Consider the following 15,216-nt stretch of genomic DNA (forward strand, 5'->3'; position numbering starts at 1 on the left):
GACCATCTAGCCTAACGCGGTCCCGGGGCGTCACCCGCACGCCGGACGGTCACAGGGCGGCCGTCGCGTCCTTCACGCCGTCCCAGAAGGCGGGCAGCTCGGCCTCCACCCCGGTCGCCCGGCACCGCTCGCGCTCGTGCAGGAGGCCGTAGGTGAAGGTGTCCTCCCCGGCGGCGTGGGCGACCGCGGACAGTTCGCGCAGGGCCGCGCGTGCCATCACGGCGTCCTGGTGCTCGCCGAGCCGGTTCTGCAGCTCCTTCATGGACTTGACCACGGCTTTCGCCGGTTTGCCGAGGGCCGGTACGGCCGCCTCCGCCGCGTACCGGGTGCGCTTGGCCTTCTTGCGGGCCTCGTGCAGCGCCACGTCGCGGTCGGTGCCGGGGTCGGCGTCCAGGGCGTGTGCGATCAGGGCGGAGACCTTGCGGAAGTCCTTGCGGACCGCCTTGGCGAGCACCTTGTGGGGCTTCTCGCCGGCGGCCTCGCGCAGGGGCGGGGTGGTGAGCAGGGTGTCCAGGGTGTCGAGCAGGGTGAGGTAGCGGTGGGAGTCGAGGACGGCGAGGAGCCGGCCGCGGGCGCCGCCGTGCTCGGCGCCGGACCACTTCCGCATCCGCTCGGCGACCGGGCCGTGGACCAGGTCGTGCGGTACGTCCTCGAGGGTGGCCGTCAGCCGTGCGGTGAGCACCTCGCGGTCGCGGTCCTCGCCGAGGACGCCCGCCAGCCATTTCAGCTCGTCCCCGACCGGGTCGGTGACGGAGCGGTCCAGTACGGCGCGGAACGACTTGAGGGTGCTGCGCAGCCTGCGCGTCGCCACCCGCATGCTGTGCACGGCGTCCTGCGCGTCCCGGCGGACGGCCGGGTCGAGGTCGACGATCGCGTCCCGCTGCTCCCGCACATAGGCCAGGACGTGGTCGCCGGCGTTCACCGGCTCCCCGGCGGGCGCGGGGCCCCGGGTCCTGGCCGGGGCCGTCTCGGCGAGTGCGCGGGCCAGCTTGGAGGAGTGGGCGGCGGGGCGCAGGCCGCTCCCGCGCAGCCGTTTCTCCACCTTGTCGAGGAAGGCCGGGTCGCCGCCGTCGGCCAGCTCCACCTCGATCTCGGTCCAGCGGGTGTCGCCGACGCCGCCGCTGAGCCGTTCGGCGTGCACCGTGTCCAGGCCGACCTCGGCGAGCGGCCGGCCCCGCGCGTCGAGGAGGTCGCGCACGTCGCGGTCCGAGCGCAGCCGGACGACAGGGAGCAGTTCGGCGCCGCGGACCCGGGAGCGGACCAGCGCGGCCAGTTCGTCGGGGAGGGTGTCGGAGAGCGGGGCGTGGATCTCCTCGCGCTCGCCCGGGGCGACGGGGAGTTTGAGGTGCCAGCCCGCGTCCGGACCCCCGGTGCGGCGGCGCAGGGTGATGCCGTGGGCGGCGAGGCGCTCGTCGGCGGTGTCGTAGTAGGTGGCGTCGAGGTGGGCGACGCCCCGGTCGGCGACGGTCGCGACGCCGGCCACACCGGTCAGGTCGGGGAGGCCGCCGCTGTCGCCGTCGGACTCGTACTTCCGCTCGATCTCACGCTTGGTGTCCGCCATGGGGCGTACGTACCCGGCATCGGCCGCCGATCACCTCCTGGCGGGGAGGCGACCGGCGGCGCTAGGCCGACATGGGCCGCTGCACGGTGATGGACTGGAGCAGGCCGACGGCCATCCACACCGAGAACATGGAGGAGCCGCCGTAGGAGACGAAGGGGAGGGGCAGGCCGGTCACCGGCATGATGCCGAGGGTCATCCCGATGTTCTCGAACGACTGGAAGGCGAACCAGGCGACGATCCCGGCGGCGACGATCGTGCCGTAGAGGTCGGGGGTGTCGCGGGCGATGCGGCAGGCACGCCACAGGATGACGCCCAGGAGCAGGATGATGAACCCCGCGCCGACGAAGCCCAGTTCCTCGCCGGCGACCGTGAAGACGAAGTCCGTCTGCTGCTCGGGGACGAACTGGCCGGTGGTCTGCGACCCGTGGAAGAGGCCGGAGCCGGTGAGGCCGCCGGAACCGATGGCGATGCGGGCCTGGTTGGTGTTGTAGCCGACGCCCGCCGGGTCCAGTTCGGGGTTGGCGAAGGCGGCGAAGCGGTTGATCTGGTACTCGTCCAGGATGCCGAGCTGCCACACCGCGAGGGCGCCGGCCGTGCCCGCGCCGATCAGGCCGAACACCCAGCGGTTGGAGGCGCCGGAGGCGAGCAGCACGCCCAGCACGATGATGACCATGACCATGACCGACCCGAGGTCGGGCATGAGCATCACGATCAGCATGGGGACGACGGCGAGGCCGAGCGCCTGGAGCACCGTGCGGTGGTCGGGGTGCTGCTTGTCGCCCGCGTCGACGCGGGTGGCCAGCAGCATCGCCATGCCCAGGATGATGGTGAGCTTGACGAACTCCGAGGGCTGCAGGGAGAAGCCGCCGGGGAGCTTGATCCAGGAGTGGGCGCCGTTGATGGTGGAGCCCAGCGGGGTGAGCACCAGCAGGATCAGGAACACGGAGGCGCCGTACAGCAGCGGCACGGCCGTGCGCAGCGTGCGGTGGCCGATCCAGACTATGGCGACCATCAGGGCGAGGCCGATGCCGGTGTTGAGCAGGTGGCGGAGCAGGAAGTAGTACGGGTCGCCCTGGTTGAGCTCGGTGCGGTTGCGGGTGGCCGAGTAGACCAGCAGGGTGCCGAGCAGGGACAGGGCGCCGGCGGCCAGCAGTATCGGCCAGTCCAGTCGGCGGGCCACCGAGTCGCGGGCGAAGACGCGGGTCCAGCCCGCGCGCTCGGGTCCGTAGCCGGAGACCTGGAAGCTGTTGACCCCGGTCATGTGAGCCTCCTGCGCGTCCTGCGCCCGCGGTCGCCCGGGCAGCCGCCGCGCCGTCGGCGGCGGGTCTGGCGGTTGCCGGTGTCCTGGTCGGCGACGGTCGCGCCCTGCTCGGTGCCGTCGAGCGGGGCGTACTCGTCCTCCTCGGTGGCCTGCTGGTCCTTGACCGGGTCGTCGGAGATCTTCGGGGCGGCGATGGTGCCGTCCGACTTGACCTTCGGCAGGCTCTTCTGCGGTGTGGGGAGCAGCGCCTTCTTCTGGTCGATCTCGCCGTCGTCGGAGACGCCGTACAGGGCGTCGTATATGTTGCGGACGGCCGGGCCGGAGGCGCCGGAGCCGGTGCCGCCCTGGGAGATCGTCATGACGATCGCGTAGTCCTCGGTGTACGTGGCGAACCAGGACGTGGTCTGCTTGCCGTGGACCTCCGCGGTACCGGTCTTGGCGTGCATCGGGATCTCGTCCTGCGGCCAGCCCTGGAACCGCCAGGCGGCCGTTCCGTTGGTGGCGACGCCCGCGAGAGCGGCGTCCATCTTGTCGAGGGTGTCCTTGCTTATCGGCAGCTTGCCGTGCGACTTGGGCTCGATCTCCTCGACGTCCTTGCCGTCGGCGCTGATGACGGCCTTGCCGACGGAGGGGTCGTAGAGGGTGCCGCCGTTGGAGATGGCGGCGTAGATGGTGGCCATCTGGATGGGGGTGACGAGGGTGTCGCCCTGGCCGATGGAGTAGTTGATGGCGTCACCGGCGCGCATCTTGTTGCCTTCGAGGCAGTTCTCGTACGCGATCTTCTCCACGTACGAGCCGTCCTTCTTGCCGGTCTTGCACCAGGCGTCCTTGTTGGCCTCCCAGTACTCCTGCTTCCACTGGCGGTCGGGGACGCGGCCGGTGACCTCGTTGGGGAGGTCGATGCCGGTCTCCTCGCCGAGGCCGAACTGGTGGGCGGCCTTGTAGAAGTAGTCGTTGGCGTTCTTGCCGTCCATGCCGCCGTCCTTCTTCCACTCCTGGTGCGCGAGGCGGTAGAAGACGGTGTCGCAGGAGACCTCGAGGGCGCGGCCGAGGTCGATCGAGCCGTAGTTGGCGGACTCGAAGTTCTTGAAGACCTGGCCGCCGACCGAGTAGGAGCTGGAGCAGTCGTAGCCGCCGTCGAAGTCGTAGCCGGCCTCGACGGCGGCGGAGGTGGAGACCACCTTGAAGACGGAGCCGGGGGCGGCCTGGCCCTGGATGGCCCGGTTGAGCAGCGGGTAGTTGGAGTTCTTCCCGGTGAGCTTCTTGTAGTCGGCGGCGGAGATGCCGCCGACCCAGGCGTTGGGGTCGTAGGTCGGGTTGGAGGCCATGGCGACGACGCGGCCGGTCTTGGCCTCCATCACCACGACCGCGCCGGAGTCGGCCTTGTAGTTGGTGCCGGTGTTGCGGTCGTACTCCTTGCGGGCGGCCTTCATCGCCTCGTTCAGCTCGTACTCGGCGATGCGCTGGACGCGGGCGTCGATGCTGGTGACCAGGTTGTCGCCGGGCTGGGCGGCGTCGGACTCCGCCTCGCCGATGACCCGGCCGAGGTTGTCGACCTCGTAGCGGGTGACGCCGGCCTTGCCGCGCAGTGCCTTGTCGTACTGGCGCTCCAGGCCGCTGCGGCCGACCTGGTCGGAGCGCAGGAAGGGCGAGTCGGTGTCCTGGGCCTGCTGGATCTCGTCGTCGGTGACCGGGGAGAGGTAGCCGAGGACCTGGGCGGTGTTGGCCTGGCCCGGCGCGGTGTAGCGGCGTACGGCCTGGGGCTCGGCGGTGATGCCGGGGAACTCCTCGGAGCGCTCGCGGATCTGGAGGGCCTGCTTGGCGGTGGCCTCGTCGGTGATGGGGATGGGCTGGTAGGGCGAGCCGTTCCAGCAGGGCTGGGGGGTCTCGGCGTCGCAGAGGCGGACCTTCTCCATGACGTCCTTGGGCTGCATGCCCAGGACCCCGGCGAGCTTGGTGAGGACGGCTTCGCCGTCGTCCTTCATCTTCAGCAGGTCGGTGCGGGAGGCGGAGACGACCAGGCGGGTCTCGTTGTCCGCGAGGGCCACGCCGCGGGCGTCCAGGATGGAGCCGCGGACGGCGGGCTGGACGACCTGCTGCACGTGGTTGCCGGAGGCTTCCTTGGCGTAGGCGTCGCCCTCGCGGATCTGGAGGTACCAGAGCCGGCCGCCGAGGGTGCACAGGAGGGAGAGCACGAGGACTTGGATGACGATGAGCCGGGTCTGGACGCGTGTGCTCCGACCGGTCTCGGGGATGTTGGTCACTGCGGTTGCCGCCCCCTCTCAGTGCGCCGACGTGTGTGCGCGTACGGATGATGAACGGTCGGGCTGTGCGGTCGCGTTCCGTCTCGGCACACCCGTTCGAGTGAACTCGCCCGCTCCGGCCGCGGCTTGGCCCCGGCCCGTCCGGTGGTGCGTCCGGCTCGCCGCCGCCTGGCCCCGGCCCGTCCGGTGATGCGTCCGGCTCGCCGCCGCCTGGCCCCGGCCCGTCCGGTGATGTGTCCGGTTCACAGCCGCTTGACCCCCTTGATGCGTCCGGCGCGGGCGACCCGGGCCCGGGCCGCCTTCAGCCGCAGGCCGTTCTTCTGGCCGCCGACGCGCAGGCCGGTGCCGCCGGCGAGCCAGCCGGAGGAGATGTCGGTGGTCTGGGCGGCGGAGCCGGTGTCGGCGAGCGGGTCGTTCTCCGCGCGCCGGGCCAGGGCCATGATCCCGGGGACCACGAACGGGGCGAGCAGCAGGTCGTAGAGGGCGGCGGTGAACAGCAGTCCGCCCAGGCCGACATGGCGGGCGGCGGTGTCGCCGACCAGGGCACCCACCCCGGCGTAGAGCAGCGTGGAGCCGACGGCGGCGACGACCACGACGGCCATCGGACCGGTGGCGGACTTCAGTCGGCCGTTGTCGGGCCGGGCGAGGCCGGCCAGGTAGCCGATGACGCACAGCACGAGGGCGTAGCGCCCGGCGGCGTGGTCGGCGGGCGGGGCGAGGTCGGCGAGCAGGCCGGCGCCGAAGCCGACCAGGGCGCCGCCGGTGTGGCCGTAGACCAGGGCGAGGCCGAGGACGGTGAGCAGCAGCAGGTCGGGGACGGCGCCGGGCAGGTGGAGCCGGGCCAGCACGCTGACCTGGATCACCAGGGCGACGACGACCAGGGGGGCGGACAGCAGGATGCGGTTGACGCGCATGGGACTCGTGGCTCCTACTGCTCGGACTGGAACTGGCCGTCGGCGGGCGCCTCGGCGGACGGCGTCACGGTCACCGTCACGGTGGGCGTGGGGGTCGGCTTCGGCTTGTCGGGGAGCACTGTGTCGCGGGGGTCCTTCTTCGGGGCCTGGACGACGACACCGACGATGTCGAGCTTGGTGAAGCTGACGTACGGCGTGACGTAGAGGGTGCGGGTCAGGTCGCCGCCGGAGGGGTCGACGCGGGAGACGACACCGACGGGGACGCCGGGCACGAAGGGCTTGTCGCCCTGGGAGCCGAAGGTGACCAGACGGTCGCCCTTCTTCACCTCGGCCTTGCCGTTGAGCAGTTCGACGCGGAGCGGACGGTCGCCCTGGCCGGAGGCGAAGCCGAGTTCGTCGCCGTTCTCCATGCGGGTGCCGACGGTGAAGTCGGGGTCGCTGGCGAGCAGCACGGTGGAGGAGCCGGGGCCGACCGTGGTGACGCGGCCGACCAGGCCGTCGCCGTTGAGGACGGTCATGTCCCGCTCGATGCCGTCCTCGGCGCCGACGTCCAGGGTGACGGTCCAGGAGAAGCCCTGGGCCGCTCCTATGCCGATGACCTGGGCACCCTTGATGCCGTACTGGCCCTCCCCGGCGGTCTTGAGCATCTTGTCGAGCTGCGCCAGGCGGCTGCGGGCGCGGTCGTCGCTGCCGAGCTTCGCCTTCAGGGCCGCGTTCTCCTGCTCCAGCCGCGCGAGCCGGTCGTGCCGGTCACCGGAGTCACGGATCGCGGAGATCGCGTTGCCGACGGGGTCCACGGCGGACGACACCCCGCTCTCGATCGGGCCGAAGACGGTGGCCGCGGCCTGCCGGGCACCGTCGACCGGGGAATCCTCCCCGCCGCGGATGTCCACCGTGATCAGCGCGAACGCGACGGCGATCAGCAGCACCAGGAGCAGCCGGCTCTCTTTCGTGTCCCTCACGTGCGGCGGCCGTGCCTTCCTCGTCGGAATTCGGGAATTCGTCGGCGGTGCGTAGGCGGTGCACAGGTCATGCCTGGGCGATACGCAACCGGTACGTCAGTGGTTCTTCTGTTGTGCGGCGATGGCACCCGGCCCGCCCGGCGGCGGGCGCAACGGGTGTTCCCATGTCTCTATATCAACGATCCGCCGCACGAGAGGAGATCGTCTCGTACGGCGGGACCGAAGCGTCACGTCATCTGCGGGGCTGGGCGTCCAGCACCTGCTGGAGCGCCTCGAACTCCTCGACGCACTTGCCGGAGCCGAGCGCCACGCTGTCCAGCGGGTCCTCGGCGATGTGGATCGGCATGCCGGTCTCCCGGCGCAGCCGCTCGTCGAGTCCGCGCAGCAGCGCGCCGCCGCCGGTCAGGACGATACCCCGGTCCATGATGTCGCCGGACAGCTCCGGCGGACACTTGTCGAGGGTGGTCTTGACGGCGTCGACGATGGCGTTGACCGGTTCCTCGATCGCCTTGCGCACTTCGGCGGCGGAGATGACGACGGTCTTGGGCAGTCCGGAGACCAGGTCCCGGCCGCGGATTTCGGTGTGCTCGTCGGTGTCGAGGTCGTACGCCGAGCCGATCGTGATCTTGATCTGTTCGGCCGTCCGCTCACCCAGCAGCAGGGAGTACTCCTTCTTGATGTGCTGGATGATGGCGTTGTCCAGTTCGTCGCCCGCGACGCGGATGGACTGGGCGGTGACGATGCCGCCGAGGGAGATGACCGCGACCTCCGTGGTGCCGCCGCCGATGTCGACCACCATGTTGCCCGTGGCCTCGTGGACCGGCAGGCCGGAGCCGATGGCCGCGGCCATGGGCTCCTCGATGATGTGCACCTGGCGGGCGCCGGCCTGGGACGACGCCTCGATGACGGCACGGCGCTCGACGCCGGTGATGCCCGAGGGCACACAGACGACGACGCGCGGACGAGCCAGATAGCGCCGCTTGTGGATCTTCAGGATGAAGTAGCGGAGCATGCGCTCGGTGATCTCGAAGTCGGCGATCACACCGTCCTTCAGCGGTCGCACGGCAACGATGTTGCCGGGCGTGCGCCCGATCATCTTCTTCGCTTCGGCACCGACCGCCAGAATGCCGCCGGTGTTGGTGTTGATGGCGACGACGGACGGCTCGTTGAGTACGATCCCGCGACCCCTGACGTACACCAGCGTGTTGGCGGTCCCGAGGTCGACAGCCATGTCACGGCCGATGAACGACATTGAGTTCCCCATCAGGATTCGACTGGCCTTCCCAAGAGCTTTCGAGAGCTTTTCAGGTCGGCGAAGTGGGTGCAGTGGCGTGAAGGCTTCCATCGTAGACGCGCTTTCGCGAGCACTGCGCGAGGGTCTTCGCCATTGTCAGCAGATCACGTACTGCCTCGCTTGTGGAGACGGGCCGACGGAGGCAAACGTTCCCCCGATCGGCACGCATATGTCACAGGGCGGTCGCTTTTGCACGACCGCCCTGGTCAGGTGGGCCATTTGGCTGACACACCGTCAGGAAAAAGGGAACGGTCGGTTCAGTCGCGGCCCGGGAAGAAGATCTTCAGCTCGCGCTCGGCGGACTCCTCGGAGTCGGAGGCGTGGATCAGGTTCTCCCGGACGATCACGCCGTAGTCACCGCGGATGGAGCCGGCCGCCGCGGCGATCGGGTCGGTGGGGCCGGCCAGGGCGCGCACGCCCTCGATGACCCGCTCGCCCTCGACGATCATCGCGACGACCGGGCCGGAGGCCATGAACTCCACGAGCGGCTCGTAGAACGGCTTGCCCTTGTGCTCGCCGTAGTGCTGCTCCAGGGTCTCCTGGTCCAGGGTCCGCAGTTCCAGCGCGGTGATCCGCCAGCCGGCCTTGCGCTCGATACGGCTGATGATCTCGCCGATCAGGCCACGACGGACGGCGTCGGGCTTGAGGAGGACGAGGGTGCGCTGGGTCACTGCGGGCTCCTTGGAAGGTGAGGTCGTGCGGGTGGGGACTGAGATTACCGGGCGCGCGGGAGCGCCCGTCACGCAGCGTCAGCCTCAGACGCGGACCCGGGGGCCGGGCGGCCTCCGGTCCCACGCGGACCCGGGGCCGGGCGGCCTCCGGTCCCACGCGGACCCGGGGCCGGGCGACGGCAACGTCCCCACGGACCTGGGGGTCGGACGGCTCCGACCCCCACACGGACCCGGCAGTCAGACGGCTCCGACCCCCACACGGACCCGAAGGTCAGACAGCACCGTCCCCCACGCACCCGAAACCCGGACAGCACCGCCCCCGCACGGCCCCGGCCCCCCAGGTGGCACCGCCCCCGCACGGCCCCGGCCCCGGCCCCGGCCCCGGAGGTCAGGCCGCGTCGGCCTGTGCCGCGAACCTCGCCTTCGCCTCGTCGATCTTCCTGCCGTAGTGCACCGACGCCCACCACAGGCCGGCGAAGACGACCCCGAGGACGTACATCATCGGGACGACGAGCCCGGACGCGATCAGGGCGATCTGCAGGGCCCAGCCGAGGACGACGCCGCCGGGGCGGGTGACCACGCCGCACAGCACCACGCACAGGAACATCGCGATGCCGCTGACCGTCCACACCGCGCCCATGGTGAGGCCGGGGTCCTTCATGGCGACCAGCCCGGCGAAGCCGATCACGAGGAACTCGCCGATCAGGGTCGAGGAGCAGAGGGTACGCACGGGATGTCAGCCCCTTCCCAGCAGCAGTCGGGCCTCGCCGACGGTGATGACGGAACCGGTGACGAGGACGCCGCCGCCGGCGAACTCGCCCTCCTCCTCGGCCAGCGTGATCGCGGCCTCCAGCGCGTCCGGCAGCCGCGGCTCGACCTGGACGCGGTCGTCGCCGAACACCTCGACGGCGACGGCCGCCAGCGCGTCGGCGTCCATCGCCCGGTGGCTGGAGTTCTGGGTGACGACGACCTCCGCGAAGATCGGCTCGAAGGCCTCCAGGAGCCCCCGGACGTTCTTGTCGCCGCTCGCGCCGACCACGCCGATCAGCCGGCTGAAGTCGAACGCCTCCCCCACCGCCTCGGCGGTGGCGCGGGCGCCGGCCGGGTTGTGGGCGGCGTCCAGCACGACGGTCGGGGAGGTCCGTACGACCTCCAGGCGGCCCGGCGAGGCGACGGCGGCGAACGCCTTGCGGACGGTGTCGATGTCCAGCGGGTCGGGGCGCTGGGCGCCCACGCCGAAGAACGCCTCGACGGCGGCGAGCGCGACGGCGGCGTTGTGCGCCTGGTAGGCGCCGTGCAGCGGCAGGTACACGTCGGTGTACTCGCCGCCCAGGCCGCGCAGGGTGAGCAGCTGTCCGCCGACGGCGACCCGGCGGGAGACGACGCCGAACTCCAGGCCCTCGCGGGCCACCGTGGCGTCCACGTCCACGGCCTTCTTCAGCAGGACCTGGGCCGCGTCCACCGGCTGCTGGGCCAGGATCACGGTGGCGTCCTGCTTGATGATCCCGGACTTCTCGCCGGCGATCTCGGCGGTGGTGTTCCCGAGCCGGTCGGTGTGGTCGAGGTCGATCGGGGTGACGACGGCGACGTCCCCGTCGATGACGTTGGTGGCGTCCCAGCTGCCGCCCATGCCGACCTCGACGACGGCGACGTCGACGGGGGCGTCCGCGAAGGCGGCGTACGCCATGCCGGTGAGCACCTCGAAGAAGGAGAGGCGGTACTCCTGCCGCGCGTCGACCATCTCGACGTACGGCTTGAGGTCCCGGTACGTCTCGATGAAGCGCTCGGCGCTGACCGGGGCGCCGTCCAGGCTGATCCGCTCGGTGACCGACTGGACGTGCGGCGAGGTGTACCGGCCGGTGCGCAGCTCGAAGGCGCCGAGCAGGGCCTCGACCATGCGGGCGGTGGAGGTCTTGCCGTTGGTGCCGGTGATGTGGATCGACGGGTACGAGCGCTGGGGCTCGCCCAGGACGTCCATCAGGGCGGCGATCCGGGTGACGGACGGCTCCAGCTTGGTCTCGCCCCAGCGGGTGGCCAGCTCCGCCTCGACCTCGCGCAGCGCCTTGTCGACCTCGGGGTCCTCGGGGCGGGCGGGGACGTCGGCCTGCGGGGGGCCGCCCTGGGTGCGCAGAGTGCGGCTGCCGGCCTCGATCACGGCGAGGTCGGGGTCGCGGGTGGTCTCCGCGTCGATGATCTCGTCGAAGGAGTCGAGGGGGTCGGGCTGGGCGTCGGCGGGGTTGTCGCTCACAGGGCCCAGTCTACGAGTGCGCCCCCGGGGGCGCGGCGGCTGGCCTTCGCGGGCGAGCGCGGGTGTTGTGGCTGGTCGCGCGGTTCCCCGCGCCCGCACGGAGTCCCCGGCGCCGGGAAGGCGCCGGGGACCCCGTGGGGGGGGGAGCGCCTTACGCCTGCGGCAACCGGTCCAGCTGGGCCTGGATGCGGGTCAGGTCCTCCTCCGCCTTGGCCAGCCGGCCGCGGATCTTGTCGACCACGTGGTCCGGGGCCTTGGCCAGGAACGCCTCGTTGCCGAGCTTGGCGGTGGCCTGGGCCTTCTCCTTCTCGGCGGCGGCGAGGTCCTTGGCGAGGCGCTTGCGCTCCGCCGCCACGTCGATCGCGCCGGAGAGGTCGAGGGCGACCTCCACACCCGCCACCGGCAGGGTCGCCGTCGCCGTGAAGGAGTCGCCCTCCGGCTGGAGGCGCAGCAGCTGGCGGACGGCCGGCTCGTGCGGGGCGAGGGCCGTGCCCTCCAGGGTGAGGCGGGCCGGGACCCGCTGGCCGGGCTGGAGGCCCTGGTCGGCGCGGAAGCGGCGGACCTCGGTGATGACGGACCGGACCAGCTCGATCTCGCGCTCGGCGGCCTCGTCGCGGAAGCCGCTGTCGGTGGGCCACTCGGCGATGACGACCGACTCGCCACCGGTCAGCGTCGTCCACAGTTCCTCGGTGACGAACGGGACGACCGGGTGCAGCAGCCTGAGCGTGACGTCGAGGACCTCGCCGAGGACGCGCTTGCTGACCTCGGCCGCGGCCCCGCCCGCCTGGAACGTGGTCTTGGACAGCTCGACGTACCAGTCGAAGACCTCGTCCCACGCGAAGTGGTAGAGGGCGTCGGAGAGCTTGGCGAACTGGTAGTCCTCGTAGTACGCGTCCACGGCGGCGACCGTGCGGTTCAGCCGGGACAGGATCCAGCGGTCGGTGGACGACAGCTCGGACGCCTCCGGCAGCGGGCCCTCGACCGTGGCGCCGTTCATCAGCGCGAAGCGCGTGGCGTTCCAGATCTTGTTGGCGAAGTTGCGGGACGCCTGGACCCAGTCCTCGCCGATCGGCACGTCGGTGCCGGGGTTGGCGCCGCGGGCCAGGGTGAAGCGGACGGCGTCGGAGCCGTACTTGTCCATCCAGTCCAGCGGATTGACGGTGTTGCCGAACGACTTCGACATCTTCTTGCCGTGCTCGTCCCGGACCATCCCGTGGAACGCGATGGTCCGGAAGGGGGCCTCGCCGTCCATCGCGTACAGGCCGAACATCATCATCCGGGCGACCCAGAAGAACATCAGGTCGTACCCGGTGACCAGGACGGAGTTCGGATAGAACTTCGCGAGGTCCTCGGTCCGCTCCGGCCAGCCGAGCGTGGAGAACGGCCAGAGGCCGGAGGAGAACCAGGTGTCGAGGACGTCGGTGTCCTGCTCCCATCCCGCACCGCTCGGCGGCTGCTCGTCGGGGCCGACGCAGACGGTCTCGCCGTCGGGGCCGTGCCAGACCGGGATGCGGTGGCCCCACCACAGCTGGCGCGAGATGCACCAGTCGTTGAGGTTGTCGACCCAGTCGAAGTAGCGCTGCGACAGATCGGCGGGGTGGATGTCCACCCGTCCGTCGCGGACCGCGTCGCCGGCCGCCTTCGCGAGCGTCTCGACCTTCACCCACCACTGCAGCGACAGCCGCGGCTCCAGCGTCGTCTTGCACCGCGAGCAGTGCCCGACCGAGTGCACGTACGGCCGCTTCTCGGCGACGATCCGGCCTTCGGCCCGCATCGCGGCGACGATCGCCGAACGCGCCTCGAAGCGGTCGAGTCCCTCGAAGGGGCCGTGGGCGGTGATGACGCCGCGCTCGTCCAGGACCTCGATCGACTCCAGGTCGTGGCGCCGGCCGATGGCGAAGTCGTTCGGGTCGTGCGCGGGCGTCACCTTGACGGCGCCGGTGCCGAACTCCGGGTCGACGTGGGTGTCCGCGACGACGGGGATCGTCCGCCCGGTCAGCGGGAGCTTGATCCGCCTGCCGATGAGGTGCGCGTAGCGCTCGTCGTCCGGGTGGACGGCGACCGCGGTGTCACCCAGCATCGTCTCGGCGCGGGTGGTCGCGACGACGACGGTGTCCTCCCCGTCGCCGTACCGCATGGAGACCAGCTCGCCGTCGTCGTCCTGGTAGTCGACCTCGATGTCCGAGATCGCCGTCAGGCAGCGCGGGCACCAGTTGATGATGCGCTCGGCGCGGTAGATGAGGCCGTCGTCGAACATCTTCTTGAAGACGGTCTGGACGGCGCGGGAGAGTCCCTCGTCCATGGTGAAGCGGTCGCGGTCCCAGGCGACGCCGTCACCCAGGCGCCGCATCTGGCCGGCGATCTGCCCGCCGGACTCGGCCTTCCACTGCCACACCCGCTCGACGAACGCCTCGCGACCGAGGTCGTGACGGGACTTGCCCTCCTTGGCCAGCTCCCGCTCGACGACGTTCTGGGTGGCGATACCGGCGTGGTCCATGCCGGGCTGCCAGAGCGTCTCGTAGCCCTGCATGCGCTTGCGGCGGGTGAGGGCGTCGATCAGCGTGTGCTCGAAGGCGTGGCCCAGGTGGAGCGAGCCGGTGACGTTCGGCGGCGGGATGACGATGGTGTACGGGGGCTTCTCGCTCTTGGCGTCGGCGGTGAAGTAGCCCCGTTCCACCCAGCGCTCGTACAGCTTCCCCTCTACGTCGGCCGGCGTGTACTGGGTCGGCAGATCGGTCGTGGGCGCTGATTGCGGCTGCTGAGTGTTCTCGGTCACCGGGCCAGTTTAGAGGTGTCGCGACCGAGTCCCGAAACCCGTTTCGTTTGTAACGGTGCGATCCCCGGTGCCCTGCGCGGACGGCTCCTGGGCCAGGATGTCGGGAACGCGTGAACATCTGGAGGGGAACCCAGAGATGAGTGAGAACCAGCCGGGTCCGTACGGCGGGCAGCAGCCCCCGCACCCCGGTCAGCAGCCCGGTCCGTACGGGCAGCCGGGGCCGTACGGCCCGCCGCAGCCGCCCCGGGCACCGCAGCCCGGCTACGGCTACCCCCAGCAGCCGGCCACCCCTCCGCAGGTCCCGCCGGGCCCGCCCCAGCCGCAGCCCGGTTACGGCTACCCGCCGCCGCCCCCGCAGGGACCGCCGCCGCAGCCGCCGTACGGACAGCAGGGCGGCCCCTACGGACAGCAGCCGCCGTACGGACAGCAGCCGCCGCCGTACGGACAGCAGGGCGGTCCCTACGGACAGCAGCCGCCGTACGGGCAGGCTCCCTACGGGGTTCCGCAGCCCCCGCCGCCGGCCGGCGGCGGGAAGAAGGCCGGGCTGATAGTCGGCGCGGTCGCGGTGGCCGCGGCGATCGGGGTGGGCCTGTACTTCGTCTTCGGCGCGGGCGGCGGTTCCGGTTCCGTGGCGGACGACGGAGCGCACAAGCTGACGGCGCCGGAGACCGTGCTGGACGGCGAGTACAAGATCCTGTCCGACAGCGGTACCGGGAGCTCCGACACCACGGAGGACTTCGCGAGCGGCGTCAGGAACGGTACGTCCGTGGTCGGCGTGTACTCGACCATGGACCTGGACAGCTACGACCCGAGCGACCCCGGTTCGCTGTCGACCGATTTCTCGACGCTCATGCTGATCGGTGTCTACGGGGAGATCGACGACCCCGAGGCAGCCCTGGACAACTTCTTCTCGAAGGCGCGGAAGTCGTCCTCGGAGGACTCCTCCGGCAGCGGCACCACCACGCCCGAACTCGTCGGTGAGCCCGAGGCCGTGGACATCGACGGCGCCCTCATGAAGTGCCAGCAGGCCACGGGCCTCAACCCGATCAGCGAGGAGGAGACCTCCGACTGGTTCTGCGCCTGGGCGGACCACAGCACGATCGCGATGGTGTCGCCGGGCTCGGCCGAGGCCGGCATGAGCAAGGACGAGGTCGTGGACATCACCAAGAGGCTCCGCGCGGAGGTCCGCGTCGCCTCGTGACCGGCGGACGGACACGGATGTGACGAGGGGCCCCGGCCGGACGGCCGGGGCCCCTCGTCACATC

General features: G+C 71.2%; 11 protein-coding genes. 1 reads left to right on the forward strand and 10 read right to left on the reverse strand.

Translation table 11 applies throughout. The features are described 5' to 3' along the window. Positions 1–49: 49 nt before the first annotated feature. The 10 genes from ACY1JF_RS02590 to ACY1JF_RS02635 all read right to left on the reverse strand — a co-directional run bounded on the left by ACY1JF_RS02590 (position 50) and on the right by ACY1JF_RS02635 (position 13,951). Positions 50–1,561 (reverse strand): CYTH and CHAD domain-containing protein, encoded by a 1,512-nt coding sequence (locus tag ACY1JF_RS02590; RefSeq protein WP_462703295.1) that lies wholly within the window; start codon positions 1,559–1,561, stop codon positions 50–52. A 61-nt stretch (positions 1,562–1,622) separates the two neighbouring features. Next, complete coding sequence (gene rodA, locus ACY1JF_RS02595; RefSeq protein WP_462703296.1) at positions 1,623–2,822, reverse strand: rod shape-determining protein RodA; 1,200 nt, start codon at positions 2,820–2,822, stop codon at positions 1,623–1,625. Further along, on the reverse strand, positions 2,819–5,086 hold the full coding sequence (gene mrdA, locus ACY1JF_RS02600; RefSeq protein ID WP_462703297.1) for a penicillin-binding protein 2: 2,268 nt from the start codon (positions 5,084–5,086) through the stop codon (positions 2,819–2,821). Before mrdA ends, rodA begins: the two co-directional genes overlap by 4 nt. A 242-nt stretch (positions 5,087–5,328) precedes the next feature. Further along, positions 5,329–6,000, reverse strand: a complete 672-nt coding sequence (gene mreD, locus ACY1JF_RS02605; protein WP_462703298.1) for a rod shape-determining protein MreD — start codon at positions 5,998–6,000, stop codon at positions 5,329–5,331. A gap of 14 nt (positions 6,001–6,014) precedes the next feature. After that, positions 6,015–6,962 carry a rod shape-determining protein MreC gene (gene mreC / locus ACY1JF_RS02610; RefSeq protein ID WP_462703299.1) on the reverse strand — a complete coding sequence of 316 codons (948 nt, stop codon included), beginning with the start codon at positions 6,960–6,962 and terminating at the stop codon, positions 6,015–6,017. 232 nt (positions 6,963–7,194) lie between these two features. Continuing rightward, positions 7,195–8,214 (reverse strand): rod shape-determining protein, encoded by a 1,020-nt coding sequence (locus tag ACY1JF_RS02615; RefSeq protein WP_006133575.1) that lies wholly within the window; start codon positions 8,212–8,214, stop codon positions 7,195–7,197. A 299-nt stretch (positions 8,215–8,513) separates the two neighbouring features. Next, entirely contained in the window at positions 8,514–8,927 is a 414-nt protein-coding gene (gene ndk / locus ACY1JF_RS02620) for a nucleoside-diphosphate kinase (RefSeq protein ID WP_462703300.1), read from the reverse strand. 388 nt (positions 8,928–9,315) lie between these two features. Then, entirely contained in the window at positions 9,316–9,657 is a 342-nt protein-coding gene (locus ACY1JF_RS02625) for a DUF4233 domain-containing protein (protein WP_462703302.1), read from the reverse strand. A 6-nt stretch (positions 9,658–9,663) separates the two neighbouring features. Further along, the gene (folC, locus tag ACY1JF_RS02630) at positions 9,664–11,175 is read right to left on the reverse strand and encodes a bifunctional tetrahydrofolate synthase/dihydrofolate synthase (RefSeq protein WP_462703303.1); all 1,512 of its coding nucleotides are present in this window, start codon (positions 11,173–11,175) and stop codon (positions 9,664–9,666) included. Positions 11,176–11,326: 151 nt separating this feature from the next. Continuing rightward, on the reverse strand, positions 11,327–13,951 hold the full coding sequence (locus tag ACY1JF_RS02635; RefSeq protein ID WP_462703304.1) for a valine--tRNA ligase: 2,625 nt from the start codon (positions 13,949–13,951) through the stop codon (positions 11,327–11,329). A 136-nt stretch (positions 13,952–14,087) separates the two neighbouring features. Here ACY1JF_RS02635 and ACY1JF_RS02640 point away from each other — a divergent pair, with 136 nt between their 5' ends. Next, complete coding sequence (locus ACY1JF_RS02640; RefSeq protein ID WP_462703305.1) at positions 14,088–15,152, forward strand: hypothetical protein; 1,065 nt, start codon at positions 14,088–14,090, stop codon at positions 15,150–15,152. Positions 15,153–15,216: the final 64 nt, after the last annotated feature.

This window comes from Streptomyces sp. SYSU D01066-1, from assembly GCF_054956795.1.